Origin of the sequence: Anoxybacteroides voinovskiense (assembly GCF_014196205.1) — a bacterium.
Lineage (GTDB): Bacteria > Bacillota > Bacilli > Bacillales > Anoxybacillaceae > Anoxybacteroides > Anoxybacteroides voinovskiense.
Genome location: NZ_JACIDE010000003.1, coordinates 1 through 25,656, shown reverse-complemented (window position 1 = coordinate 25,656; position 25,656 = coordinate 1). Strand labels below are relative to the sequence as shown.

Here is a 25,656-nt window from a genome sequence, read left to right as displayed (position 1 = left end):
TCACATTTTCTGATTATATCATGATAAAACGACCGTTGCAATACTACACATTAAAACGGAAATGCATAATATCGCCATCTTGCACTTCGTACTCTTTTCCTTCTAATCGTACTTTTCCAGCTTCACGAGCCGCTGCCATCGAACCGCAAGCCAATAAATCAGCAAAAGAAACAGTTTCTGCGCGAATAAACCCGCGTTCAAAATCGGAATGAATAATGCCGGCACATTGCGGTGCTTTCATTCCTTTACGGAACGTCCAAGCGCGCACTTCTTGTTCTCCAGCCGTAAAATACGTCGCCAAACCTAACAGGCTGTACGCTGCGCGAATAAGTTGGTCTAGTCCCGATTGTTCAATTCCTAATTCTTGTAAAAACATTTGTTTTTCTTCTTCGTCGAGCTGGGCAATTTCTTCTTCCACTTTCGCACATACGACGATTACTTCCGCATTGTCACTTTTTGCAAACTCTCGCACTTGTTGAACGTAAGGGTTCGCCTCTGGATTAGCTAAATCTTCTTCGCCGACGTTCGCTACATATAGCATCGGCTTAATGGTTAGCAAATGGAGATGTTTGACGACTTTCATTTCTTCTTCCGTAAATGACAACGTCCGCGCTGCTTTTCCCGCTTCAAACGTTTCTTTTAGTCGAACAAGAATGTCGTGCTCAAACATCGCTTCTTTATCTTTTTGCTTTGCCATTTTTCCAACGCGGTCGATGCGTTTCTCCACCGTTTCAAGATCCGCGAAAATTAGTTCTAAGTTAATCGTTTCAATGTCGGAAAGCGGGTCGACTTTTCCAGCAACATGGGTAATATTTTCATCAGAGAAACAACGAACGACTTGGCAAATGGCATCGACTTGGCGAATATGGGATAAAAACTTATTTCCTAGTCCTTCGCCTTTACTCGCTCCTTTTACAATTCCGGCAATATCGGTAAATTCAAATACGGTCGGTACTGTACGTTTTGGCTTAACCAGTTCTGTTAACTTTTTTAATCGTTCATCAGGCACTTCAACAATTCCGACGTTCGGCTCAATCGTACAAAACGGATAATTCGCAGACTCCGCGCCTGCTTTTGTGATCGCATTAAATAACGTCGATTTTCCGACGTTCGGTAAACCGACGATTCCTGCTGTTAATCCCATTTTTCCACTCCTCTTTCACCGTCAAATCTTTTCTCATTATAGATAGTAAAAAATAAAATGACAAGCACGTTCATTCGTTTATTTTCTCGATATTTACTAAGCAATCATACAACGTACTTCCTTGTCCGTTGTCTGATTCACGATTGGATGTCAATATGTTGACGCTTCCGCCAAATTTCCCCCATTGCCCTTCATCGATATTCATTGTTTTCGCATGGGCATTCGGTAAAATTTTCACGATGCCAGAAAGCTCGCCGCGATCATTAAAAACTTTTGCACGGTCACCGTCTATTAGCCCTTTTTCGTCTGCAATGTCTTTCGATATTTCTATTTTAATCGATTGCAGCGATTCGATTAAATGGTAATGTTGCGAATGATTCGAGCGCAGCGGATGAATCGTTAATAACCGATATGGGTATTTTTCCGCGAGCTTATGGTCTGTTAGCTCAGATTCCGCTGGATATGCAAGACGTAATTTTCCATCCATTCCTTTTTGAGAAGCTAACTGCGAAGTGAATTCATATTTTCCGCTTGGCGTTTGAAAACGGTAATCTGACCAAGGCACTGCCTTTACCGGCAATAGCATACGTTTTTCCTGTCTTAGCGCGTCAAGTGTAATTCCATACTTTTCTAGACCGCGTAAGCCCATTGCTAAAAATTCTTCCCGCGAAAAAGCAAAGTCTTTCCCGAATCCTAATCGTTCGGCTAGCTGCGTCCAAATCCAAAGCTCCTGCCTCGCTTCCCCAGGAGGTGTAACGAGCGCTGGACCGTAATTAACGTACGCATGATACATGGACGAATAATAAATGTCTTCCTCTTCAAATACGGTCGTCGTCGGCAACACATAATCTGCCGCTTCTGCTGTATCAGTCATAAACTGTTCGAACACAACGACCGTTTCGACCGATTGAAATGCTTTTTTCACAACATTCGTATTTGGTACTTGGGTGAGCGGATTACCGCACGTCACGATAATCATTTTAATTTCTGGGTCGGTTGCCTGTAAAATTCCTTCTGCTTGTTTCATCATCGTAAAGGTACGTGAAGCGGTTTTTCGTTCCGGCAATGTTAATATGTCTATCGAAAAGCTTTGCCCGACTTGCAAGTTGCCAAAATTCGCACCGCCCCCAGAAATCCCCACATTTCCGCTCATCGCCACGAGCGCATCAATAAGGCGAATCGTATTGCCACCGTTTGCATATCGCTGCATGCCAAGCCCTAAATAAGTCATCGTTGGGCGATCTCCATAAAGGCGAGCGAGCCACGTCATCGTCTCCCGTTCTACCCCAGTCAATCGTTCGATTTCTTCAAGCGTAATCGTTTGTAACAACGCTTCGATGTCCGCAAATCCGAACGTATAGTTTTCGATAAAAAAGCGATCTTCTAGCCCTAACCGCAATAGTTCTTTCATGATGCCAATCGCTAAAAAGCCGTCCATGCCAGGAGCAATCGATATATATTTATCGGCGATTTGCGCGGTTTGGTTATAGATTGGGTCGATTACTACTAATGTCGTTCCTTGGTTTTGCACCGCTTTTAAGTATTGAAACAAATGCATGTTCGTCCGCGCAACATTTCGCCCCCAAATAACGACATGTTTACTATGATAAATATCTTCAGGCGCATGGCTATAAGCATTGCCAAAATCCCACGTTTGCGCTTCGATTCCAGCCCCCCAGCAAAGACTTCCTGTCAATTCCGTCACTCCACCATAGCAGTTGAAAAAGCGACGAGCTACATTTGTTAACAACCCACTATTAGCGTAGTCGTGGCTATGAAGAACGGTCGTCGTTTTATACTTCGCCCGAATTTCCGCCATTTTTTCCGCGATTTCGTCCAATGCTTGTTCCCAAGAAATGCGGACAAATTGCCCGTTTCTTTTTTTGAGCGGGTAAAGCAGCCGCTCCGATGAATTCGTGCGCGCTTCTAACATTCGCCCGCGTCCACAAATTTTTCCTTTCGTAATCGGGTGTTCGTCATCGCCATCGACTTTTACGACTTTCCCATGTTCAACCGTCACTTTTAGTCCACACGTATCCCAACAGTTTAATGGACAAGAAGAGATATGAACCCCATCCATCCCCTTTCCCCCTCTATTCCTCATGCTTTTCCAATACTTTTCTCAACTTCCGAACAAATTCTTTGCGCGGAATTAACACACTATGTGCGCATCCTTCGCATTTAATGCGGATATCCGCTCCCATACGAATAATTTTCCAACGGTTTGTGCCACACGGATGCGGCTTTTTCATTTCGACAATATCGTGTAAGCCAAACTCCTTCTCCATTACGTTCCCTCCTACACATCAGTTTTTGCTTGTTTTGTTTCTTCTTGACGATTATAAAGAACAAGACGTGGAAATGGAATTTCGATGCCGTGTTCATCTAAACGAAGCTTAATTTCTTTCCGTATCGCTCTAGCAATAAACATATGGCGCATTGGCTTCGTTTCGCACGTCACACGCATGACGACTTCGGAGTTTGTGAAATTTTGAATTCCTAACAATTCTGGCGGAGAAACGATATCTTCGTACTTCGCTGGCAATTCCGCCAACAACTCACGAATCACTTCCTCCGCTCGCTCAATATCTCCTTCGTAAGAAACGCTAACGTCTACTACCGCGACACTGTTATGCAAAGAAAAATTCGTCACTTGCGTAATCGTTCCGTTCGGGAGAATATGAACTTCTCCGGTCCAGCTTTTAATTTTTGTCACTCTTAGCCCGATTTCCTCGACATACCCTTCAAATGTGCCAATCCGAACATAATCGCCAACCGCAAATTGATCTTCAAAAATGATAAAAAACCCGGTAATGACATCTTTTACTAAGCTTTGTGCCCCAAAGCCGACAGCAAGCCCAACAATCCCCGCTCCAGCAAGCAATGTACGAACTTCGACGCCAAACGTATCTAAAATCATCACGAGCGCAATAAAATAAATCACGTACGTCACCACGTTATCAAGCAATCGTAACAACGTCGCCTCTCGCCGTTCGGAAATTCGGATTGGCGCCTTCTGCCGCACTTTAAAAATATTATGGACAGCGATTTTTAATATTTTCGATGCAACCGCTGCCACGACGATAATCGTAATCATCTTCACGATGCCTGTACTTACTTTCAACCAAAACGCTTCATTCGTGAAAAACGCAAGCAGATGCTGATAAAACGTTTCGATGCTGTTCACTTTTTTCTCACCTCGACATACGTTAAAATACTCTACTTTATGCATACCAATTATTTTACCAACATCTAGAGAAAAAAGGTAGCCTCTGCGCTTCAGAAGAAAAAGTGCAACGAATGTATATAATCCCTGTTTTTTCCGTATACTGTTTAATACTTTATTGGCTATTAGGAGTGAATAAGATGAGTTTATCATCCATTTTTTTTCAATCTAAAAATGAAAAAGAACGCATTTTCTATGACGAAAAAGGAGCAACCACATTAGTTGCCATGCGCCTTTTGTCATTACTTCCAACCTCGTTAACGAAACCGCTCGCCATTGTTTGTATTGGAACTGACCGTTCAACAGGCGATGCGCTCGGTCCGCTCGTCGGCACGATGTTAAAAGAGAAAAATATGACGTATTTTCACGTATACGGAACATTAGAAGAGCCTATCCATGCCGTAAATTTAGAAGAAAAAATTACTGCCATTCGCTCCATTCATGAAAATGCCTTTATGATTGCTGTCGACGCTTGTTTAGGGCGATTAAAAAGCGTCGGAGCGATTACGATTGCCGAAGGACCTGTCCGACCAGGAGCTGGCGTAAATAAACAATTGCCCTCAGTCGGCGATCTTCACATTACAGGCGTTGTCAACGTCAGCGGCTTTATGGAGTTTTTCGTTTTGCAAAATACACGTCTTCATTTAGTGATGAACATGGCAAAAACAATTGCCAACGGTATTTATGAGGCAGATCGTTATTTAAAGCGAAGAGATTACCTTCCTAGCAATTGGGGCAATGAACAATCTAAACCGCGCTAAATGGGAAATCCCCTCTTTGTTTTCCAACAAGAAGGGATTTTTTATTATGAGATGTACATGATAACGACAATGAGAGCTGTGACAAGAATACTCGGAAGTAAATTCGCTACGCGAATGTTGGTTATTCCAAGCAAATTGAGACCAATCGCCATAATTAAAATGCCGCCGGTCGCTGTTGATTCTGCGATAAACGAATCCATCAATCCTTTTGGCACCAATGTCTCAATTTTTGTCGCTAATAACGCAATCGTTCCTTCATAGAAAACGACAGGAAATGCAGAAAACAAGACGCCAATGCCGAGTGTCGTTGTTAAAAGAATACTCGTAAAACCATCAATGATCGATTTTGTATATAATACGCGATGGTCGCCACGCAACCCGCTGTCTAGCGCCCCGATAATCGCCATCGCACCGATGACAAATAGTAGCGTCGCTGCCACAAAGCCTTTTGCAATCGCTCCTTGCTCTCGTCCCCCGATTTTTTGCTCTAACCAATAGCCGAGCCGATTCAATTGATGATCCAAATCCCATAACTCTCCTAAAATGCCACCAAAAACAAGGCTGCAAATGACAACAAGAAACTGCTCGCTCTTTAGCGCCATTTGGATGCCTAATAGCGCTACCGCAAGACCGATACCGCTCATAACGGTTTCTTTCATTTTCTCCGGAATTCGATGAAACAATTTTCCAAGCAGTGCACCGATAATAATACAAATTCCGTTAACAATTGTTCCTAATAAGGCCAACTCGTTCTCCCCTTTTCCAAAAAAAGAAACCATCTTTTTTTGATGGCATTATTCATCCCATTTAACGTCAAATAGTTGTAAAATTCGCTCTAAATCATCATTTGAGAAAAATTCAATTTCAATTTTTCCTTTTTTCCGATTTTGTTTAATCGTAACATTGGTGCCTAGTTTCTCTCGCAGTAGTGATTCGCTTTGTTTCACAAAAACGCTTTTTTCTTTTTTCGGTTTGCTTGTTTCACGTGAAACATTTTGATTCATGTCGTGAATGAGTTTTTCTAGCTGACGGACATTGAGCTGTTCTGCAACGATTTTATCCACTACCGCTTTCATTTTTTCTTTTTTCTTTAATCCTAGTAATGCGCGTCCATGCCCCATTGACAACGTACCGTCATTCAGCAGCTGTTGAATCTCTTTTGGCAACGCTAGTAGACGCAAATGATTGGCAATATGCGGACGGCTTTTTCCAACACGAGCGGCTAATTGCTCTTGTGTCAACTGGAGATGTTCGATTAACGTTTGGTACGCCATCGCTTCTTCAATCGGTGTTAAATCTTCGCGCTGCAAATTTTCTAGCAAAGCAAACTCCATCATTTGCTGCTCTGTTAAGTTGCGAACGACGACCGGAACGGTTTTTAAGTTCGCTTCTTTCGCCGCACGAAACCGTCTCTCGCCGACAACAATTTCATATCCTTTAATGCTTTGCCGAACAATTAACGGCTGTAAAATCCCATGCTCGATAATCGACTGCTTTAATTCTTCAATCGATTCCGGGCGGAATGTTTTGCGTGGTTGATAAGGATTTGGGCGTAGCTCTTTAATGCTTATTTCTTGAATGGTTTCCCCTTCTTTTACTTCCAAATTCGCAAACAGCGCGTTTATCCCTTTTCCAAGTCCTTTAGCCACGTGCTAACACCTCCTTCGCCAGCTCAATATATACTTCTGCTCCCTTTGACCGGACATCATACAAAATAATCGGTTTTCCGTGGCTTGGCGCTTCGCTTAATCGGACGTTGCGCGGAATGATTGTATCGTACACTTTTTCACGGAAATATTTTTTTACTTCTTGAATGACTTGTATCCCTAAATTCGTTCGCGCATCCAGCATCGTTAATACGACCCCGTCCAGTTTTAAGTTTGTGTTTAGATGTTTTTGAACAAGCCGAATTGTATTTAATAGCTGGCTAAGTCCTTCAAGCGCATAATATTCGCACTGCACTGGGATTAAAACTGCGTCTGCAGCAGTTAGCGCGTTTAATGTCAATAACCCTAAAGAAGGCGGACAGTCGATGAAAATAAAATCGTAGTGCTCTTTAATCGGTTCAAGCGCGTTTTTTAATAAAATTTCCCTTGATACGACCGGCACTAGTTCAATTTCTGCACCAGCTAATTGAATGGTAGCCGGGATAATATATAAATGTTCAATGTTCGTCGGTCGAATAATTTCTTTTGCTTTCATTCCTTCTACTAAAAGATTATATACGCATTCGTCGATATCTCCCTTTTCGATCCCAATGCCGCTTGTGGCATTTCCTTGCGGATCGATGTCGACAAGCAAGACTTTTTTGCCGAGATGCGCCAAACAAGCGGCTAAATTTACGGCCGTTGTCGTTTTCCCCACTCCACCTTTTTGGTTTGCTATCGCAATGATTTTGCCCACGATGACACCTACCCTTAATTACTCATATGTTTTATTCTATCACGAAATAAAAAATGGAGGTATTTTCTATAAGGGAAATGCGAGAAAAAACCTCATCACCTGCTTCATGATGAGGTTTTTTCTGCCTATTTTTTCGGAATGCGGATGGTAATTTGGTAGTAGTCTTCAAATTCTTCTTCTTCTGAATCGATAGACATCCCGCTATCTGCGACCATCGCTAACGATTGCCGAATCGTATTCACCGCGATTCGAACATCTTTGCTAAATGATTTTCGTTTTGGTTTTTGTTTTGCTTGATTTGCTTCGAGCATTTTTAACACGCGGTCTTCGGTTTGCTTTACGTTGAGTTGCTTTTCAACGATTTCTTTTAATAGCTTCAGCTGTTTTTCTTTATCTTTTAAAACAATTAACGCGCGCGCATGCCGCTCCGTAATCGTCCGTTGCAAAAGTGCTTCTTGTACTTCTTGCGGCAACTTCAATAAACGAAGCTTATTAGCGATTGTCGACTGTCCTTTGCCGAGCCGCTGCGCTAGTGCTTCTTGTGTTAAATGATGTAGCTCTAACAGCTTCGCATACGCCATCGCCTCTTCAATCGGCGTCAACTCTTCCCGCTGCAAGTTTTCAATCAGCGCAACAGAAGCGGTTTCTTTATCGTTTAAGTTTTTAATAATCGCAGGGATGTCTGTCCAACCAAGCTGCTGAACCGCGCGCCATCGTCTTTCGCCGGCGATAATTTCGAACTTGCCGTCGTCGCATTCACGAACGACAATCGGCTGAATAATCCCGTGCGTTCGAATCGTCAGCGCGAGCTCGGCAATTTTTTCGTCATCAAAAATCGTCCGCGGCTGAAAACGGTTTGGGACGATTTGCGTAACTGGAATTTTCCGTACTTCCTCCGTGTCCGTTTTCTCAATCATTTCCTCTTGTTCTTTTTCTCCAAAGCTGAAGAAGCGTGAAAAAGGATGCTTCATTTCCCCACACCACCTTATAAAAGCTCTCCCCTAATGGTTACTCAATCGGAAGTTTATTTGGCACTCCTGGTTTCCGCGGATATTTGTTCGATGTTTTCCGTTTTTTCTGAATCACAATAATCGTACGTTCACTTTCCTCGACCGGCAGTGTAAACGAATGAACAGCAGCGATTTCTCCGCCTAATACTTTAATCGCTGTTTGTGCTTGTGCTAATTCTTCGCTCGCCGCCGCTGCTTTCATCGCGATAAATGTGCCATTTACTTTGACAAGCGGAAGGCAAAGTTCACTTAAGACAGACATGCGAGCAACCGCGCGAGCCGTCACGACGTCAAATGACTCACGAATGCCTTCTTTTCTGCCAAACGTTTCCGCACGGTCATGATAGAACGCTACCCCCTCCAATTCTAATTCTGAGGCAAGTGCGTGAAGAAACGTAATGCGCTTTTGTAATGAATCGACAATGGACAACCGAATGTGCGGAAAACAAATTTTTAGCGGAACGCTCGGGAAACCAGCGCCTGCGCCAACATCACAAAGCGACATCGGCTTAGAAAAATCGTAATAAAACGCTGGTGAAATGGAATCAAAAAAATGTTTTACATAAACGTCTGGCTTGTCCGTAATCGCTGTTAAATTCATTTTCTCGTTCCATTCCACTAACAGCTCGTAATACCGTTCGAATTGCGCTAGTTGCCAAGGAGAAAGGGAAATTCCCTTCTCCTCAAGCAATGTCTGAAACTGTTTTGTCTCCATATGCCAATCCCTTCACTTTTTATTCATTCGACACTCGTGCGATTCTTCCTTGTTCCAAATAAACTAATAAAATCGAAATATCGGCTGGGTTTACACCAGAAATTCGGGATGCTTGCGCAATCGAGAGCGGTCGCACTTGTTTTAATTTTTGCCGCGCTTCTGTCGCAAGCCCAGTAATCGCGTCATAATCAATATCCTCTGGAATTTTTTTATTTTCCATTTTTTTGAGCCGTTCGACTTGCTGTAGTGATTTTTCGATATATCCTTCGTACTTAATTTGAATTTCTACTTGTTCAATAACATCAGCTGGAATATCTTCCTCTGCTGGCGCCAGCAGTTGAATATGTTCGTACGTCATTTCTGGTCTTCTTAATAAGTCTGCTGCACGAATGCCGTCTTTTAGTTCGCTTCCTCCTGCTTTTCGAATGACTTCTTGCACTTGAGGCGTCGGCTTAATAATAAACGTTTGTAGCCGTTTCTTCTCTTTTTCAATTGCCGCTTTTTTCGCCAAAAATTTTTCATAACGAGCATCGGAAATAAGCCCGATTTTGTAACCGATGTCTGTCAAGCGCAAATCGGCATTATCGTGACGAAGCAACAGGCGGTATTCCGCGCGTGACGTCAACAAGCGATAAGGTTCGTTCGTTCCTTTCGTGACAAGGTCATCAATTAGGACGCCAATGTATGCGTCCGAGCGGCTTAAAATCAATTCTTCTTTTCCGAGCGCTTTTCTTGCAGCGTTAATCCCTGCAATCAATCCTTGTCCTGCCGCTTCTTCGTAGCCAGATGTCCCATTAATTTGCCCTGCAGTATATAAATGTTTGACAATTTTTGTTTCAAGTGTCGGCCATAGCTGTGTCGGCACGACCGCATCGTACTCAATCGCATAGCCCGCTCGCATTAATTGTGCTCGTTCAAGCCCTGGAATCGTCGCTAAAATTTGCCGCTGAATATGCTCCGGCAAGCTCGTCGATAGTCCTTGAACATACACTTCTTCTGTATTCCGCCCTTCCGGTTCTAGGAAAATTTGGTGGCGTGGCTTGTCGTGGAAGCGGACAATTTTATCTTCAATCGATGGGCAATAGCGCGGTCCCGTTCCTTTAATCATGCCTGAATACATCGGCGACAAATGCAAATTTTCATCAATCATTCGATGGGTTGCCTCCGTCGTATAAGTCAACCAGCACGGGAGTTGGTCTGTAATATACTCCGTCGTTTCATAAGAAAACGCGCGCGGCACTTCATCTCCTGGCTGAATTTCCGTTTTGCTATAATCAATCGAACGGCTATTGACCCGTGGAGGAGTTCCTGTCTTAAAGCGCACGAGTTCAAACCCGAGTTCTTCTAAATGCTCTGATAGCTTAATCGACGGCTGCTGGTTGTTTGGCCCGCTAGAATATTTAATATCGCCAATAATAATTTCCCCGCGCAGAAATGTTCCTGTCGTAATGACGACCGCTTTCGCATAATAATGCGCTCCTGTATGGGTAATTACTCCTTTACATACCCCGTCTTCGACAATTAACCGTTCCACTTTCCCTTGCAATAGCGTTAAGTTTTCTTCATTTTCTAGCGTCTTTTTCATTTCGTGTTGATACAAAAACTTGTCAGCTTGCGCCCGCAACGCCCGAACAGCCGGACCTTTCCCAGTGTTCAACATGCGCATTTGAATATACGTTTTATCGATGTTTTTTGCCATTTCTCCGCCCAATGCGTCAATTTCACGAACAACAATCCCCTTCGCTGGACCGCCAATCGACGGGTTGCATGGCATAAATGCAACCATATCAAGATTTAATGTAATCATGAGCGTCTTAGCTCCGATGCGCGCCGCAGCTAATCCTGCTTCACAACCCGCATGGCCCGCACCGACTACGATAACGTCATACGTACCGCCATGGTATTCCATACTCTAACCTCCTTTTATTTCCCTAAACAAAACTGCGAAAAGAGCTGATCAATTAAGCTTTCGTGAACCGTATCACCAATAATTTCACCAAGCAGTTCCCACGATCGTGTTAAGTCAATTTGCACGATATCAATCGGTACACCAGCTTCAATGCCAGTGATTGCCTCTTCGATTGCTTGCTTCGCTTGGTGAAGGAGAGCAATATGCCGCGAATTGGACACATATGTTAAATCGCCTGCTTCAACCCCTCCAGTAAAAAACAGCCGCGCAATTGCTTCTTCTAATTCATCTATTCCCTTTTCTTCCAACAACGATGTCGTAATGACTGGACGGCCTGCCGCGAGTTCCCGAACACGTTCCATTTCAATTTTTTGCGGCAAATCCGTTTTATTGACGATAACGATCACTTCTTTCCCTTCGACAGCCGCAAAAAGTTGTTCGTCTTCTTCTGTTAACGGTTCATTATAGTTTAGTACCAATAAAATTAAATCGGCCGCCTTTACCATTTGCTTTGAACGCTCGACACCAATTCGCTCAACAATATCCTCCGTTTCCCGAATGCCCGCCGTATCGATTAATTTTAAAGGGACGCCACGCACGTTGACATATTCTTCAATTACATCCCTTGTTGTACCAGGGATGTCCGTAACAATTGCTTTATTTTCATGAACAAGGTTATTTAACAGCGACGATTTCCCAACGTTCGGTCGACCAATAATGGCCGTAGCCAACCCTTCTCTCAATATTTTCCCTTGTTGAGCGGTTTGTAATAATCGCTCGATTTGCTCGCGGACGTATGTTGCCTTTTCTCGAAGCAACTGATGCGTCATTTCTTCGACATCATCGTATTCTGGATAATCAATGTTTACTTCCACATGGGCAAGCGTTTCTAAAATCGTTTGCCGCAAATGGCGAATCATCTTGGATAGTCGGCCTTCCATTTGGCTAAGTGCAACGTGCATTGCACGATCGGTTTTGGCGCGGATTAAGTCAATGACTGCTTCCGCCTGCGATAAGTCAATCCGCCCATTTAAAAACGCCCGCTTCGTAAACTCTCCAGGTTCTGCTAGGCGCGCGCCGTTCGTCAATACAAGCTGCAACACGCGGTTCACTGACATTAAGCCACCGTGGCAGTTAATTTCAACGACATCTTCCCGCGTAAATGTTTTTGGCGCTTTCATGACCGATACCATTACTTCCTCTATCGTCTGCCCGTTCGCCGGATCAATGATGTGGCCGTAATGAATCGTATGGGAAGGAACTTCTTTTAGCTGCTTTCCGCCTACTCCCTTGAAAATGCGATCAGCAATAGGAATTGCTTTCTCTCCGCTCAATCGGACAATCGCGATCGCTCCTTCCCCCATCGGAGTAGAGATAGCCGCAATCGTATCAAATTCCATCTTAGTTTCACCTCACTTTAAAGAGTGTTATCTATTGTAAACAAAAAACATTTTCTATCCACATCCATTAAGAAAGTAATCATTATCCATTTTAACTTATCCACATGTGAATAACAATAAGTTTCCCACTGGAGGAGCAACAGAAAAAAGAGGCCGTCTCACCTGATGAGATAGCCTCTTCGCCCGCGCTAGTACTGTCGATTTGTTCGTACGGGAGCGATAATGATATAACGGTTCGGTTCGGTTCCAACAGAGTACGTTTTCACCTTCCCGTTTGTCGCTAATGTCGCATGAATCACTTTTCGCTCATACGCAGGGAGCGGTTCTAATTTGACTTCTTTTCCTGTTTTGAGCGCTTTTTCCGCTAGCTTTTTCGCAAGTTGCGCCAATACTTCTTGGCGTCTTGCCCGATAATTTTCCGCATCAACAGTAATATGAATATACCCTTTCGCATACCGATTAGCGACAAGCTGCGTCAATAGCTGTAACGAATTTAATGTTTGCCCGTGCTTCCCGATTAAACGCGCCACTTGTTCCCCGGCAATCATAAATTGAACATCTTTTTCTTTTTCTGTCTTTTCAATATGAGCGGAAATTCCCATTTGCTCAATGACCTTTTTTAAAAAGGCTTCGGCCTCCTCCACAGGATGCGGTACCACCGTTGCCTTTACCACCGCTGGCTTATTGCCGAAAATCCCGAATAACCCTTTTTTCCCTTCGTCCAACACACTAATTTCCACGCGATCTTTTGAAACTCCTAATTGATTTAATGCAAGCTCAATAGCTTCATCAACAGTGGAAGCGGTCGCGGTTACTTCTTTCACTTTTTCTGTCCCCCTGAATGAGTAGATTTTAAATCAGGACCTTTGATGAAATACGTTTGCACAATGGAAAAAATGTTTCCTACTACCCAATAAAGCGACAACGCCGCTGGAAAGCTAATTCCAAACACAATAATCATAATTGGCATCATCCAAAGCATCATCGCCATTTGCGGGTTTTGTTGTTCCATCCCCGCCATCATAATTTTTTGCTGGATAAACGTAGCGACACCAGCAATAACCGGCAAAATATAGTACGGGTCTTTTGCGCCTAAATCAAACCATAAGAACGAGTGGTCAGCGATTTCTCGTGTCCGCATAATCGCGTGATAGAAACCAATTAAAATCGGTGTTTGGATAAGCAAAGGGAAACAGCCAGCAAGCGGGTTCACGCCGTGTTTTTGGAACAGTAACATCGTTTCTTGTTGCAGTTGTTGTTGTGTTTGCATATCTTTGGAGCTATATTTTTCTTTCAATTTTTGCAGCTCCGGCTGCAACGCCTGCATCGCTTTCGAATTTCTTGTCTGCTGGATCATTAATGGTAAAATCGCTACGCGAATGATGATTGTTACAATAATAATGGACAGTCCGTAATTTCCTCCGAATAGCTTGGCCACATACTTAATCAACCATGAAAGCGGATAAACGATATATTCGTTCCAAAATCCTTTGCTTTCCGGCGTGATCGGCTGATTAACTTGCGAACATCCTGAAACGAAAGCCACAAGTAAAATAAGCGTGACTATGAACCAAATTCGCCTTTTCACCTTCATTTTCCTCCTCACTTTTCCTCGTATTATCATTCATCATCGTTGAAATGGTTGATTGACTAGAACCCCTGCTTTTTTTAGCACGTGGATTAAACTTTTTTTCACCTCGGCATAATTCATTTCCGACGTCGGTATTCTTGCAATTACTACATAATCTTTCCCTGGCGCTATTTGCTCACGCAATTCTAAAAAGACTTGGCGGATATAACGTTTCACTTGGTTTCTTACGACCGCTTTGCCAATCTTCTTGCTCACCGATAAACCGAGGCGGAAGAAAGGTTGCTCGGGACGATCGAATACATAAACGACAAACTGCCGGTTCGCCATCGATTTTCCTTGTTGAAACACTTGTTGGAATTCCTTATTTTTTTTGATTCGGTATTTTTTTTTCATCCCAAGGCCAAACACTCCATCAATGTATATTTAGAAAAAAGACCACTGACGGTTCAGTGGCCTTATGCGGATAATACTTTTCTTCCTTTGCGGCGACGACGTGCAAGCACTTTACGTCCGTTTTTCGTGCTCATGCGCGCGCGGAAGCCGTGAACTTTGCTACGTTTACGCTTGTTTGGTTGGTACGTGCGTTTCATTTATGACACCTCCCTGAGGAATAACTGTTACAGGCAGTCTTTCTAATTATAGTGAACAATACGGCAAAATGTCAACCGTCCCAGGTGGTTCTTTTAGCGTTTTTTCGTTGTGGATAAATTCATCGCCATTTTTCTTTTTTCCCCAACATTTATCGACATCTTTTTCACAATGTCTTGTGGTGTGGATAACGTTTTTTCCACAATATATGGGCATTGTGGATATTTTTTTAAAATCATTGCAACTCCTCATGTTATTTGATATTATATTCTTGTTTTCACTCTGGATTGTTTATCTGGATAACTCCATTATCCACAGAATGTGAATAACGTGTGGACACTTTATTCAGAGGTGTAGAAAAAAATATTCACATCTTGTGAATTTTGTCGAAATGTCGTTTTCTTTCCTTATTATATTATTTTTCCACATGCGCATTTTTATAAACATATATGCACGAAGTTTTTAAGGTTGTACAAAAGTTGTACAACCGGGGAGAAAAGGAGGGCCAACGGGTGGAAAATATCGATGATTTATGGAATAAGGCGCTTGCGGAAATTGAAAAAAAAATTAGCAAACCTAGCTTCGAAACGTGGTTAAAATCAACAAAAGCTCACTCATTGAAAGGCGACACACTCGTAATCGTAGCCCCTAATGAATTTGCTAGAGATTGGTTAGATTCCCGCTACGCGCATTTAATAGGCGAAACACTCTATGACATTACCGGTGAAGAGCTAACAATTAAATTTATTATCCCACATAATCCGGAGGAAGAATTAGAGCTCAAACCGACAACAAAAAAACAGCGAAAACTCGAAGAAGAGCAAACCGACTTTCCACAAAGCATGCTCAACCCAAAGTATACGTTTGATACGTTCGTCATCGGTTCAGGAAACCGCTTTGCTCACGCGGCTTCCTTAGCTGTAGCTGAAGCGCCAGCGAAAGCATATAATCCGCTTTTTATTTACGGCGGAGTTGGTTTAGGAAAGACGCATCTAATGCATGCGATTGGTCATTACGTGATCGAGCATAATCCATCCGCGAAAGTCGTCTATTTATCTTCTGAAAAGTTTACAAACGAGTTTATTAACGCCATCCGCGACAATAAAGCCGACGATTTTCGCAATAAATATCGAAACGTGGACGTTCTACTAATTGATGATATTCAGTTTTTAGCTGGAAAAGAACAGACGCAAGAAGAATTTTTCCATACGTTTAATACGCTGCACGAAGAAAGCAAGCAAATCGTGATTTCAAGCGACCGTCCACCAAAAGAAATTCCAACTCTCGAAGACCGCCTTCGTTCACGGTTTGAGTGGGGACTAATTACTGACATTACTCCCCCTGATTTAGAAACTCGAATCGCCATTTTACGTAAAAAAGCGAAAGCAGAAGGATTCGACATCCCTAACGAAGTGATGCTTTACATCGCGAATCAAATTGACTCTAACATTCGCGAATTAGAAGGAGCACTTATTCGCGTTGTCGCGTATTCATCCTTGATTAATAAAGAAATTAATGCCGATTTAGCGGCTGAAGCATTGAAAGACATTATTCCTAGCGCCAAACCGAAAGTGATTACGATTCAAGACATTCAGCGGGTAGTTGGAGAACATTTTAATTTAAAGATGGAAGACTTCAAAGCGAAAAAACGAACAAAATCGGTAGCGTTTCCGCGCCAAATCGCCATGTACCTTTCTCGCGAGCTGACAGATTGCTCCCTACCAAAAATTGGCGAGGAGTTCGGGGGCCGAGATCATACGACCGTCATTCATGCGCACGAAAAAATTACGAAATTGCTGCAAACAGATAGCCAATTACAAAAACACATTAAAGAAATTCAAGAAAAGCTAAAACATTAATTATTTTTGTGAATAATAGAAAAAGGTTGCGCACAGTCTATCCACATGTGGATGACTGTGTTTCCTTTGTTTTTTTGTGCTTATCCACATGTTAACAAGCCCTACTACTATTACTATTATTTTTTATATATAAAAATAAACCTATTTTTGCATTTAGGAGGAGATGTTTGTGCGACTCACCATTCAACGGGAGTATTTAGCTCAAAGTGTGCAAGACGTGATGAAAGCAATTTCTTCACGAACAGCAATTCCTATTTTGTCGGGCATTAAAATGGTGGCAATGGAACAAGGGGTAACATTGACCGGAAGTGACTCTGATATTTCGATTGAATCATTTATCCCTGCGGAAGAAGACGGAAAAATGATTGTAGAAATACTAGAGCCAGGAAGTATTGTGTTGCCTGCTCGCTTTTTCGCAGAAATTGTAAAAAAACTCCCACAGGATACAGTAGAAATTGAGGTGCAAGCGTCACACGTCGTTCTCATTCGCTCTGGCAAAACCGAATTTAACTTAAATGGTTTAGATGCAGAAGAGTATCCACGTCTTCCGCAAATTCAAGAAGAGCATGTCTTCAAATTGCCGACAGACCTATTGAAAACAATCATTCGGCAAACGGTTTTTGCTGTGTCAATGTCGGAAACACGCCCGATCTTGACAGGTGTCAACTGGCGAGTGGAAAATGGAGAGCTTATCTGTATTGCAACAGATAGCCATCGTCTTGCTTTACGAAAAGCGAAAATCGAAATGGAGCATCATTTATCTTATAACGTTGTTATTCCTGGAAAAAGCTTAAACGAACTAAGCAAAATTTTAGACGATACGAACGAAGCGGTTGAAATCGTGATGACAGAAAATCAAGTATTATTTAAAACAAAGCATTTATTATTTTTCTCCCGACTTCTTGATGGCAATTATCCAGATACATCCCGTTTAATTCCAACAGATAGCCAAACGGATGTTATTATTAATGCGAAAGAATTTTTCCAAGCGATCGACCGGGCTTCCTTGTTAGCACGAGAAGGAAGAAACAATGTTGTCAAATTAGCGACGTTATCCGACAACAAGCTTGAAGTTTCCTGCATTTCTCCAGAGATCGGCAAAGTGACAGAAGAAATTCAATGCGAAGCAATCGAAGGGGAAGAGCTAAAAATTTCTTTTAGCGCGAAATACATGATGGATGCCTTAAAAGCATTAGAAGGTACAGAAATTAAAATTAGCTTCACTGGAGCAATGCGCCCATTTATCCTTCGTCCGCTTCATACGGATTCCATGCTTCAGCTGATTTTGCCAGTCAGAACGTACTAATAGGTTAAAGCTGCTAGAAAAAAGAGTTTCTAGCGGCTTTCTTTTCTATTGACAAATTTTTTAGTAAAATAAAGTAATGGACAGTTTTTAACGAAAGTGAGCGGTGAATACATGAAACAAATCCAAATTTCAACGGAAACCATTACCCTTGGACAGTTTTTAAAACTGGCAGATGTGATTGATACAGGTGGAATGGCAAAATGGTTTTTACAGACGAAAGAAGTATATGTAAATGGGGAACGAGAGACGCGCCGCGGCCGTAAGTTAACAAATCGGGACGTTGTCGATGTCCGTGAATTTGGTACTTTTGTTGTAAAAGGGGTAGAGTAGGTGAAGAATCTTTGCTCTTGACACAATTATCGCTAAAAAATTATCGGAACTACAGCAGCCAAGAAGTGACATTTGCTAATCATGTCAACATCATTTTAGGGGAAAATGCGCAAGGAAAGACTAATTTGATGGAAGCGATTTACGTGTTAGCGATGGCCAAATCCCATCGAACGGCAAATGATAAAGAATTGATTCGTTGGGAGGAGGAATATGCTAAAATAGAAGGGAGAGCGATGAAACGAAATGGTCCGCTCTCTTTACAGCTTGTTGTATCAAAAAAAGGGAAAAAAGCAAAAATAAACCATATAGAACAACGAAAATTAAGTCAATACATTGGTCATCTTCCCGTTGTTTTGTTTGCCCCAGAAGACTTATATCTCGTCAAAGGGGGACCTCAAGTAAGGCGACGTTTTATCGACATGGAAATCGGACAAATTTCCCCTGTCTACATGCACGATTTAAGCCTGTACCAAAAAATATTACAGCAGCGAAACCACTATTTAAAAGCGTTACAAACAAGGCAACAGCGCGATGAAACGATGCTTTCTGTATTAACGGAACAGTTGGTGGAATTGGCTGCGAAAATTACGTTAAAACGGTATGAGTTTTTGCAGCTGTTGCAAAAGTGGGCAGAGCCTATTCATCACGAAATTAGCCGAGGGGTAGAAAACCTCTCTATTCGTTACCATCCGTCGGTTGACGTATCAGAAAAGATAGAATTGTCGAGAATAGTAGAAGCGTATAGTGAAAAATTTGTTAAAATAAAGGAGAAGGAAATTGAACGGGGGTTGACGCTTGCTGGTCCACACCGTGATGATTTATCGTTCGACGTAAACGGAAAAGATGTCCAAACGTTCGGCTCACAAGGTCAGCAAAGGACCACCGCTTTATCTGTTAAATTAGCGGAAATTGAATTGATTTTCACAGAAACGGGTGATTATCCGATTCTTTTATTAGACGACGTTCTTTCAGAACTTGATGATTTTCGGCAAACGCATTTGTTGAATGCGATTCGCCAAAAAGTCCAAACGTTCGTTACGACGACAAGCATTGATGGAATTGAGCATGACGTCATAAAAGAAGCAGCTGTTTACCGCGTGCGTTCTGGCCAAATAACCCAATGAGTTTTGACTGTCAAAGGAAAGCGTAGGTGATTAGCATGACAATGGAACAAAAAATCGAACATATGTATGATGAAAGTCAAATCCAAGTATTAGAAGGGCTTGAAGCCGTTCGGAAACGGCCTGGAATGTATATTGGTTCTACCGGACCGAAAGGACTCCATCATTTAGTATGGGAAATCGTGGATAACAGCATTGACGAGGCATTAGCGGGATACTGTACGGAAATTCATGTAACGATTGAAGAAGATAATAGCATTACGGTTGCGGATAACGGGCGCGGTATCCCTGTCGGCATTCAAGAGCAAATGGGGCGACCAGCGGTAGAGGTCATTATGACTGTGCTGCATGCTGGAGGAAAGTTTGGCGGCGGTGGATATAAAGTATCCGGAGGGCTTCACGGCGTTGGTGCCTCTGTTGTTAATGCGCTGTCGCAAGAGTTGGAAGTTTTTGTTTACCGTGAAGGGAAAATTCACTACCAAAAATATGAGCGCGGTGTTCCGTGTGCTGATTTGCAAGTGATTGGCGAAACTGACCGAACAGGCACAACCACACATTTTAAACCAGACCCAGAAATTTTTACAGAAACGACCGAATACGATTACGATACACTCGCGAACCGATTGCGCGAATTAGCGTTTTTAAATCGCGGTATCCGTATTATTCTTGAAGATAAGCGCGGAGAAAAGCGGAGCAACGAATACTATTATGAAGGTGGAATTAAATCGTACGTCCAACATTTAAACCGGACGCGCGAAGTGCTTCATGAAGAACCGGTATATATTTTTGGTGAACGAGACGGGATTTATGTAGAAATTGCCCTTCAGTATAACGATAGTTATACGAGCAACATTTACTCGTTTGCGAATAACATTCATACGCACGAAGGCGGAACGCATGAGGCGGGCTTTAAAACCGCACTAACGCGTATCATTAACGACTATGCGCGCAAACATCATATTTTCAAAGACAATGACGCGAATTTAACTGGGGAAGATGTCCGCGAAGGGTTGACGGCAATTATTTCTGTAAAACATCCGTCCCCACAATTTGAAGGGCAGACAAAAACGAAGCTTGGAAATAGCGATGCAAGAACAGCGACAGATGCCATTTTTTCCGAGCAGTTTGAAACGTTTTTATTGGAAAATCCAACCGTTGCTCGGAAGATTGTAGAAAAAGGAATGATGGCTGCCCGTGCACGTGTAGCCGCAAAGAAAGCACGCGAATTGACACGGCGAAAAAGCGCGCTAGAAATTTCTAACTTGCCAGGAAAATTAGCAGACTGCTCATCGAAAGATCCGTCGATTAGCGAATTGTACGTTGTTGAGGGGGATTCAGCGGGCGGTTCTGCAAAGCAAGGACGTGATCGGCACTTCCAAGCTATTTTGCCGTTGCGTGGAAAAATTATTAACGTCGAAAAAGCAAGGTTAGATAAAATTTTATCAAACAACGAAGTGCGAGCAATTATTACTGCGCTAGGAACAGGAATCGGGGAAGATTTTGATATTACGAAAGCACGTTATCATAAAGTTATTATTATGACCGATGCGGATGTAGACGGTGCCCATATCCGCACATTGTTACTGACGTTTTTTTATCGCTATATGCGGGAGTTGATTGAGCATGGCTACGTATACATTGCGCAACCACCGCTTTATAAAATCCAACAAGGAAAGCGGGTCGAATATGCTTATAACGACCGGCAGCTCGAAAAAATTTTGACGCAACTTCCAGAAAACCCAAAACCAGCTATTCAACGCTATAAAGGTCTTGGAGAAATGAACCCAGAACAATTATGGGAAACAACGATGAATCCAGAAACGCGGACATTGCTTCAAGTAAGCTTACAAGATGCGATTGAAGCCGATGAAACGTTTGAAATTTTAATGGGCGATAAAGTAGAGCCGCGTAGACAGTTTATTGAAGAAAATGCTCGATACGTAAAAAATCTAGATATTTAAAGTTGTACGGAGAGTGTCGCTTATCACCCTCCCCCGGATAAAAATGAGTTTACAAGGGAGGTTTTGGCAAAATGTCAGAAAACCAAAATTCACGAATTCGCGAAGTGAATATTAGCCAAGAAATGCGCTCGTCTTTTCTTGATTATGCAATGAGTGTTATTGTGTCACGTGCTTTGCCTGATGTTCGAGACGGGTTGAAGCCGGTTCATCGCCGAATTTTATACGCGATGCACGATTTAGGAATGACTGCGGACAAGCCTTATAAAAAATCCGCACGCATCGTTGGAGAAGTTATCGGTAAGTACCATCCACATGGGGATGCGGCTGTTTATGACACGATGGTGCGGATGGCGCAAGATTTCAACTATCGTTATATGTTAGTGGACGGGCATGGGAACTTCGGATCGATTGATGGCGATGCAGCGGCAGCTATGCGTTATACGGAAGCGCGCATGTCGAAAATCTCGATGGAACTATTGCGTGATATTACGAAAGATACGATTGATTATCAAGACAACTACGATGGTTCGGAAAAAGAGCCGATTGTTTTGCCCTCACGCTTTCCAAATTTACTTGTCAACGGCTCCTCAGGGATTGCGGTGGGGATGGCAACAAATATCCCCCCACATCAGCTCGGTGAGGTAGTAGATGCACTTTTAGCATTAAGTCAAGATCCAGAAATGACGGTTGCTGAATTGATGGAATTTATCCCTGGACCAGATTTTCCAACCGGTGGGCAAATCATTGGTCGTAGCGGCATTCGGAAAGCATATGAAACAGGTCGTGGCTCGATTACATTGCGAGCAAAAGTGGAAATTGAACAAAAAGAAAACGGCAAGGAAAGCATTATCGTTTACGAACTTCCTTATCAAGTGAACAAGGCGAAATTGATTGAACGAATTGCAGAACTTGTCCGTGAGAAAAAAATTGATGGCATTACTGATTTGCGGGATGAATCAGACCGAAACGGCATGCGAGTTGTCATGGAAATTCGTAGAGATGCCAATGCGAAAGTGATTTTAAACAATTTATATAAACAAACAGCGTTACAAACGAGTTTTGGCATTAATATGTTGGCGCTTGTGGACGGACAACCGAAAGTACTAAATTTAAAAGAATGTTTAATTCACTATTTAGATCATCAAAAAATCGTTATTCGCCGTCGTACAGCGTATGAACTGAAAAAAGCAGAAGCACGAGCGCATATTTTAGAAGGGCTACGCATTGCGCTTGACCATTTAGACGAAGTCATCCACTTAATTCGTCACTCACAAACAACAGAAATGGCGAAAGAAGGGTTAATGCAAAAATTTTCGTTAACGGAAAGACAGGCGCAAGCGATTTTAGATATGCGCTTGCAAAGATTGACTGGCTTAGAACGGGAAAAAATCGAACAAGAATACCAAGAGCTTGTTCGACTTATCGCGGAATTGCGTTCGATTTTAGCAGACGAAGAAAAAGTATTGCAAATTATTCGAACCGAGCTAACAGAAATAAAAGAACGATTTAACGATGAACGAAGAACCGAAATTATAAGTGGTGGTGTGGAAGAGTTTGCGGATGAAGATTTAATCCCTTGCGAACAAATCGTCGTGACGTTGACACATAAAGGTTACATTAAGCGGATTCCGCTTTCTACGTATCGGAGTCAAAAGCGTGGCGGAAGAGGAGTTCAAGGAATGAATACGAGCGAGGATGATTTTGTTGAACATCTCCTCATTACATCAACACACCATACTATTTTATTTTTTACAAATAAAGGAAAGGTATATCGAGCGAAAGGATATGAAATCCCAGAGTTCGGTCGAACAGCAAAAGGACTCCCTATTGTTAATTTGTTAGAAATCGATAAGGAAGAGTGGATTAATACGATTATTACAATCGATGAGTTTGATGATAATTCGTTCTTGTTCTTTACAACAAAACAAGGGATTGCCAAACGCTCTCCGCTCTCTTCGTTTGCTAACATTCGCAACAACGGGCTAATTGCTATTTGTCTTCGCGAAGGCGACGAATTAATTTCTGTGAAGTTGACCGATGGTTCCAAACATATTATTGTTGGAACGAAACACGGCATGCTCATTCGTTTCCCAGAAACGGATGTGCGAACGATGGGAAGAAGTGCGACAGGGGTAAAAGCAATTACGTTAGAAGGCGATGATGAAGTCGTCGGAATGGAAATTTTAGAAGACGCTGACGATGTGCTTGTTGTCACGAAAAATGGATACGGAAAACGGACAAAAGCCTCAGAATATCGCATTCAGACGCGTGGGGGAAAAGGATTAAAGACGTGCAACATTACCGAGAAAAACGGGACAGTTGTTGCAGTGAAAACAGTGACAGATGAAGAAGATTTAATGTTAATGACAACGAACGGGATTTTAATTCGAATCGCCGTAAGCGATATTTCCCGAATGGGAAGAAATACAAAGGGCGTCAAACTTATTCGTTTATCTGGCGACCATGAATACGTTGCAACGGTTGCGAAAGTTTCACGCGACGAAGAAAAAGAATTAGAAAGCGGAGAGGAAGCATAATCCGATTTGACTGACAAAAATCTACGCCTTCAGCTGACGGAGGAAAGTGTTAGGCTTTCCTTCGTCAGTTTATCATTCTAAAAAGCTCGCTTCCATCGAGGGCGAAGTGAGAAAAAGTGGGGGAAACTGGGGGAGGAATATGTTTCGAGTAAAAATCCAGCAACTGCAAGAAGGATGTATTTTAGCAGAAGATGTTATCGGTAAAACACAAAAACCAATTATTCCTAAAAATACCGTATTAACACCGACGCTGCTTCATGTGTTGGAAAAATTTTTGATAGAAGATGTTTACGTCGAATCTGTTTTAGCGAATGGCCAGCCGTTTAAACCAGCAGAAGTGATTCCACAAAATTCGCCTAGCGGAACCGTTCAAGAAGAAGAGTTAATCACCCTTTATTTAAAAGCAGTGCAGCGGTATAAAAAAGTATTTCAATCATGGCAATCTGGGCTGGCAATTGATATTAACGAGGTGCGTGCAATCCTCTTACCGTTGCTAGACCGTTTAGTTGATAACCGGAGCGAGTTGCTTACGCTATATCGTTACACAACCAAAGAAGATTATTTATGTCATCATGCGGTAAGTGTCGGGCTATTATCCGGATTTTTAGCGAAATGTTTGAATTATAGTAAAGGTGACTATTGTCAAATTGCGCTAGCTGGTTTTTTGAGCAATTGTGGGATGGCGAAAATTGATGAAAAAATTTTAATGAAAAAATCTGCCTTGACATCAGAAGAGTATAAAGAAGTAAAGCAACATTCTGTTTTCGGATATAAAATGGTGCAAAAAATCTCTTTTATACAAGAAGGAGTAAAATTAGCAGTATTGCAGCATCACGAACGAAATGACGGAAGCGGCTATCCGTTCGGGATTACTGATAAACAAATTCATCCATATAGCAAAATCGTTGCGGTCGCTGACGTATATCACGCGATGGTATCGGAGCGCCTTTATCGAAAAAAAGAGTCTCCGTTTAAAGCGTTGGAACAAATTCAGAAAGAAAGTTTTGGAAAACTTAGTGTCGAGGTCATACAAATTTTATTAGATAGTTTAACATCGTTTAACGTCGGAACGAAAGTGAAGCTATCGAATGGAGAAACAGGAGAAATCGTCTTTATCCATCGCAAAGAACCGACGCGGCCGATTATAAAAACGACTAACGAAACGTTTATTTCATTGAGCGAACAACGTGACATTTACATTGAAGAGATTTTACATGACTCATAATATTTCCTCTCTGCGTGAAAAGCAGGGAGGAAATATTAAAAAATACTTGCTAAAAATGAAGTACATTAGTATAATAAACATTGTCTGAAACAACTTTAAATAAATTAAAAAAAATGTTTGACATGAAGTTGTTCATTTGTTATTATGTAATAGCTGTGTTGTTGAAAATGTTCTTTGAAAACTGAACAAAACGAAGCGTCCTCGTTCAATGAACGAATAAACATGAGTTTGGAAGAAAACTTTCGATGGAGAGTTTGATCCTGGCTCAGGACGAACGCTGGCGGCGTGCCTAATACATGCAAGTCGAGCGGACCGAAAAGAAGCTTGCTTCGATTCGGTTAGCGGCGGACGGGTGAGTAACACGTGGGCAACCTGCCCTGTAGACGGGGATAACACCGAGAAATCGGTGCTAATACCGGATAATACGAAATGTCGCATGACGTTTCGTTGAAAGGCGGCGCAAGCTGTCGCTACAGGATGGGCCCGCGGCGCATTAGCTAGTTGGTGAGGTAACGGCTCACCAAGGCGACGATGCGTAGCCGACCTGAGAGGGTGATCGGCCACACTGGG

General features: G+C 42.4%; 24 protein-coding genes and 1 rRNA gene. 9 read left to right on the top strand and 16 right to left on the bottom strand.

What is annotated here, in order from left to right:
• Nucleotides 1-43: 43 nt before the first annotated feature.
• From ychF to GGR02_RS02485, 4 genes are all read right to left on the bottom strand, one after another.
• Nucleotides 44-1,144 carry a redox-regulated ATPase YchF gene (ychF, locus tag GGR02_RS02500; protein WP_183183176.1) on the bottom strand — a complete coding sequence of 367 codons (1,101 nt, stop codon included), beginning with the start codon at nucleotides 1,142-1,144 and terminating at the stop codon, nucleotides 44-46.
• Between the two features lie 70 nt (nucleotides 1,145-1,214).
• On the bottom strand, nucleotides 1,215-3,224 hold the full coding sequence (locus GGR02_RS02495) for a molybdopterin-dependent oxidoreductase (RefSeq protein ID WP_183183175.1): 2,010 nt from the start codon (nucleotides 3,222-3,224) through the stop codon (nucleotides 1,215-1,217).
• A 13-nt stretch (nucleotides 3,225-3,237) separates the two neighbouring features.
• The gene (locus tag GGR02_RS02490; protein WP_183183174.1) at nucleotides 3,238-3,432 is read right to left on the bottom strand and encodes a DUF951 domain-containing protein; all 195 of its coding nucleotides are present in this window, start codon (nucleotides 3,430-3,432) and stop codon (nucleotides 3,238-3,240) included.
• A gap of 11 nt (nucleotides 3,433-3,443) precedes the next feature.
• Nucleotides 3,444-4,331, bottom strand: coding sequence for a mechanosensitive ion channel family protein (locus GGR02_RS02485; RefSeq protein ID WP_373286612.1), 888 nt, complete (start codon nucleotides 4,329-4,331; stop codon nucleotides 3,444-3,446).
• A 179-nt stretch (nucleotides 4,332-4,510) separates the two neighbouring features.
• Here GGR02_RS02485 and yyaC point away from each other — a divergent pair, with 179 nt between their 5' ends.
• Nucleotides 4,511-5,131: a spore protease YyaC gene (gene yyaC, locus GGR02_RS02480; RefSeq protein ID WP_183183172.1), complete on the top strand. Its 621-nt coding sequence runs from the start codon at nucleotides 4,511-4,513 to the stop codon at nucleotides 5,129-5,131.
• A gap of 44 nt (nucleotides 5,132-5,175) precedes the next feature.
• Here the strand turns inward: yyaC and GGR02_RS02475 are convergent, their stop codons facing one another.
• From GGR02_RS02475 to GGR02_RS02420, 12 genes are all read right to left on the bottom strand, one after another.
• Nucleotides 5,176-5,877 carry a DUF554 domain-containing protein gene (locus GGR02_RS02475; protein ID WP_183183171.1) on the bottom strand — a complete coding sequence of 234 codons (702 nt, stop codon included), beginning with the start codon at nucleotides 5,875-5,877 and terminating at the stop codon, nucleotides 5,176-5,178.
• A gap of 48 nt (nucleotides 5,878-5,925) precedes the next feature.
• On the bottom strand, nucleotides 5,926-6,780 hold the full coding sequence (locus GGR02_RS02470) for a ParB/RepB/Spo0J family partition protein (RefSeq protein ID WP_183183170.1): 855 nt from the start codon (nucleotides 6,778-6,780) through the stop codon (nucleotides 5,926-5,928).
• Nucleotides 6,773-7,534 carry a ParA family protein gene (locus GGR02_RS02465; RefSeq protein ID WP_183183169.1) on the bottom strand — a complete coding sequence of 254 codons (762 nt, stop codon included), beginning with the start codon at nucleotides 7,532-7,534 and terminating at the stop codon, nucleotides 6,773-6,775. Before GGR02_RS02465 ends, GGR02_RS02470 begins: the two co-directional genes overlap by 8 nt.
• A 125-nt stretch (nucleotides 7,535-7,659) precedes the next feature.
• Nucleotides 7,660-8,505, bottom strand: a complete 846-nt coding sequence (noc, locus tag GGR02_RS02460; RefSeq protein WP_183183168.1) for a nucleoid occlusion protein — start codon at nucleotides 8,503-8,505, stop codon at nucleotides 7,660-7,662.
• A 37-nt stretch (nucleotides 8,506-8,542) separates the two neighbouring features.
• On the bottom strand, nucleotides 8,543-9,259 hold the full coding sequence (gene rsmG / locus GGR02_RS02455) for a 16S rRNA (guanine(527)-N(7))-methyltransferase RsmG (RefSeq protein WP_183183167.1): 717 nt from the start codon (nucleotides 9,257-9,259) through the stop codon (nucleotides 8,543-8,545).
• Nucleotides 9,260-9,278: 19 nt separating this feature from the next.
• Complete coding sequence (gene mnmG / locus GGR02_RS02450) at nucleotides 9,279-11,168, bottom strand: tRNA uridine-5-carboxymethylaminomethyl(34) synthesis enzyme MnmG (protein ID WP_183183166.1); 1,890 nt, start codon at nucleotides 11,166-11,168, stop codon at nucleotides 9,279-9,281.
• A gap of 14 nt (nucleotides 11,169-11,182) precedes the next feature.
• A complete protein-coding gene (gene mnmE / locus GGR02_RS02445; protein WP_183183165.1) occupies nucleotides 11,183-12,568 on the bottom strand; it encodes a tRNA uridine-5-carboxymethylaminomethyl(34) synthesis GTPase MnmE in 1,386 nt (461 codons plus the stop codon).
• A 188-nt stretch (nucleotides 12,569-12,756) separates the two neighbouring features.
• Entirely contained in the window at nucleotides 12,757-13,392 is a 636-nt protein-coding gene (gene jag / locus GGR02_RS02440) for an RNA-binding cell elongation regulator Jag/EloR (protein WP_183183164.1), read from the bottom strand.
• Complete coding sequence (spoIIIJ, locus tag GGR02_RS02435) at nucleotides 13,389-14,162, bottom strand: YidC family membrane integrase SpoIIIJ (protein ID WP_183183163.1); 774 nt, start codon at nucleotides 14,160-14,162, stop codon at nucleotides 13,389-13,391. The genes jag and spoIIIJ overlap by 4 nt, the downstream gene beginning before the upstream one ends.
• Nucleotides 14,163-14,195: 33 nt before the next feature.
• Nucleotides 14,196-14,552 (bottom strand): ribonuclease P protein component, encoded by a 357-nt coding sequence (rnpA, locus tag GGR02_RS02430; RefSeq protein WP_183183162.1) that lies wholly within the window; start codon nucleotides 14,550-14,552, stop codon nucleotides 14,196-14,198.
• 62 nt (nucleotides 14,553-14,614) lie between these two features.
• Nucleotides 14,615-14,749 (bottom strand): 50S ribosomal protein L34, encoded by a 135-nt coding sequence (rpmH, locus tag GGR02_RS02425; RefSeq protein ID WP_003397591.1) that lies wholly within the window; start codon nucleotides 14,747-14,749, stop codon nucleotides 14,615-14,617.
• Nucleotides 14,750-14,842: 93 nt separating this feature from the next.
• Nucleotides 14,843-14,986 carry a hypothetical protein gene (locus GGR02_RS02420; protein ID WP_183183161.1) on the bottom strand — a complete coding sequence of 48 codons (144 nt, stop codon included), beginning with the start codon at nucleotides 14,984-14,986 and terminating at the stop codon, nucleotides 14,843-14,845.
• 273 nt (nucleotides 14,987-15,259) lie between these two features.
• Here GGR02_RS02420 and dnaA point away from each other — a divergent pair, with 273 nt between their 5' ends.
• From dnaA to GGR02_RS02380, 8 genes are all read left to right on the top strand, one after another.
• A complete protein-coding gene (gene dnaA / locus GGR02_RS02415; RefSeq protein WP_183183160.1) occupies nucleotides 15,260-16,606 on the top strand; it encodes a chromosomal replication initiator protein DnaA in 1,347 nt (448 codons plus the stop codon).
• Nucleotides 16,607-16,775: 169 nt separating this feature from the next.
• Nucleotides 16,776-17,912 (top strand): DNA polymerase III subunit beta, encoded by a 1,137-nt coding sequence (gene dnaN, locus GGR02_RS02410; protein WP_183183159.1) that lies wholly within the window; start codon nucleotides 16,776-16,778, stop codon nucleotides 17,910-17,912.
• A gap of 111 nt (nucleotides 17,913-18,023) precedes the next feature.
• On the top strand, nucleotides 18,024-18,242 hold the full coding sequence (gene yaaA, locus GGR02_RS02405) for a S4 domain-containing protein YaaA (RefSeq protein WP_183183158.1): 219 nt from the start codon (nucleotides 18,024-18,026) through the stop codon (nucleotides 18,240-18,242).
• Nucleotides 18,243-18,253: 11 nt separating this feature from the next.
• Complete coding sequence (recF, locus tag GGR02_RS02400; RefSeq protein WP_183183157.1) at nucleotides 18,254-19,366, top strand: DNA replication/repair protein RecF; 1,113 nt, start codon at nucleotides 18,254-18,256, stop codon at nucleotides 19,364-19,366.
• Nucleotides 19,367-19,401: 35 nt separating this feature from the next.
• Nucleotides 19,402-21,324: a DNA topoisomerase (ATP-hydrolyzing) subunit B gene (gene gyrB / locus GGR02_RS02395; RefSeq protein ID WP_183183320.1), complete on the top strand. Its 1,923-nt coding sequence runs from the start codon at nucleotides 19,402-19,404 to the stop codon at nucleotides 21,322-21,324.
• A gap of 71 nt (nucleotides 21,325-21,395) precedes the next feature.
• Nucleotides 21,396-23,861 (top strand): DNA gyrase subunit A, encoded by a 2,466-nt coding sequence (gene gyrA, locus GGR02_RS02390; RefSeq protein WP_183183156.1) that lies wholly within the window; start codon nucleotides 21,396-21,398, stop codon nucleotides 23,859-23,861.
• A 139-nt stretch (nucleotides 23,862-24,000) separates the two neighbouring features.
• The gene (locus GGR02_RS02385) at nucleotides 24,001-25,086 is read left to right on the top strand and encodes an HD-GYP domain-containing protein (protein WP_183183155.1); all 1,086 of its coding nucleotides are present in this window, start codon (nucleotides 24,001-24,003) and stop codon (nucleotides 25,084-25,086) included.
• Between the two features lie 242 nt (nucleotides 25,087-25,328).
• Nucleotides 25,329-25,656 (top strand): 16S ribosomal RNA (locus tag GGR02_RS02380); the annotation flags it as partial.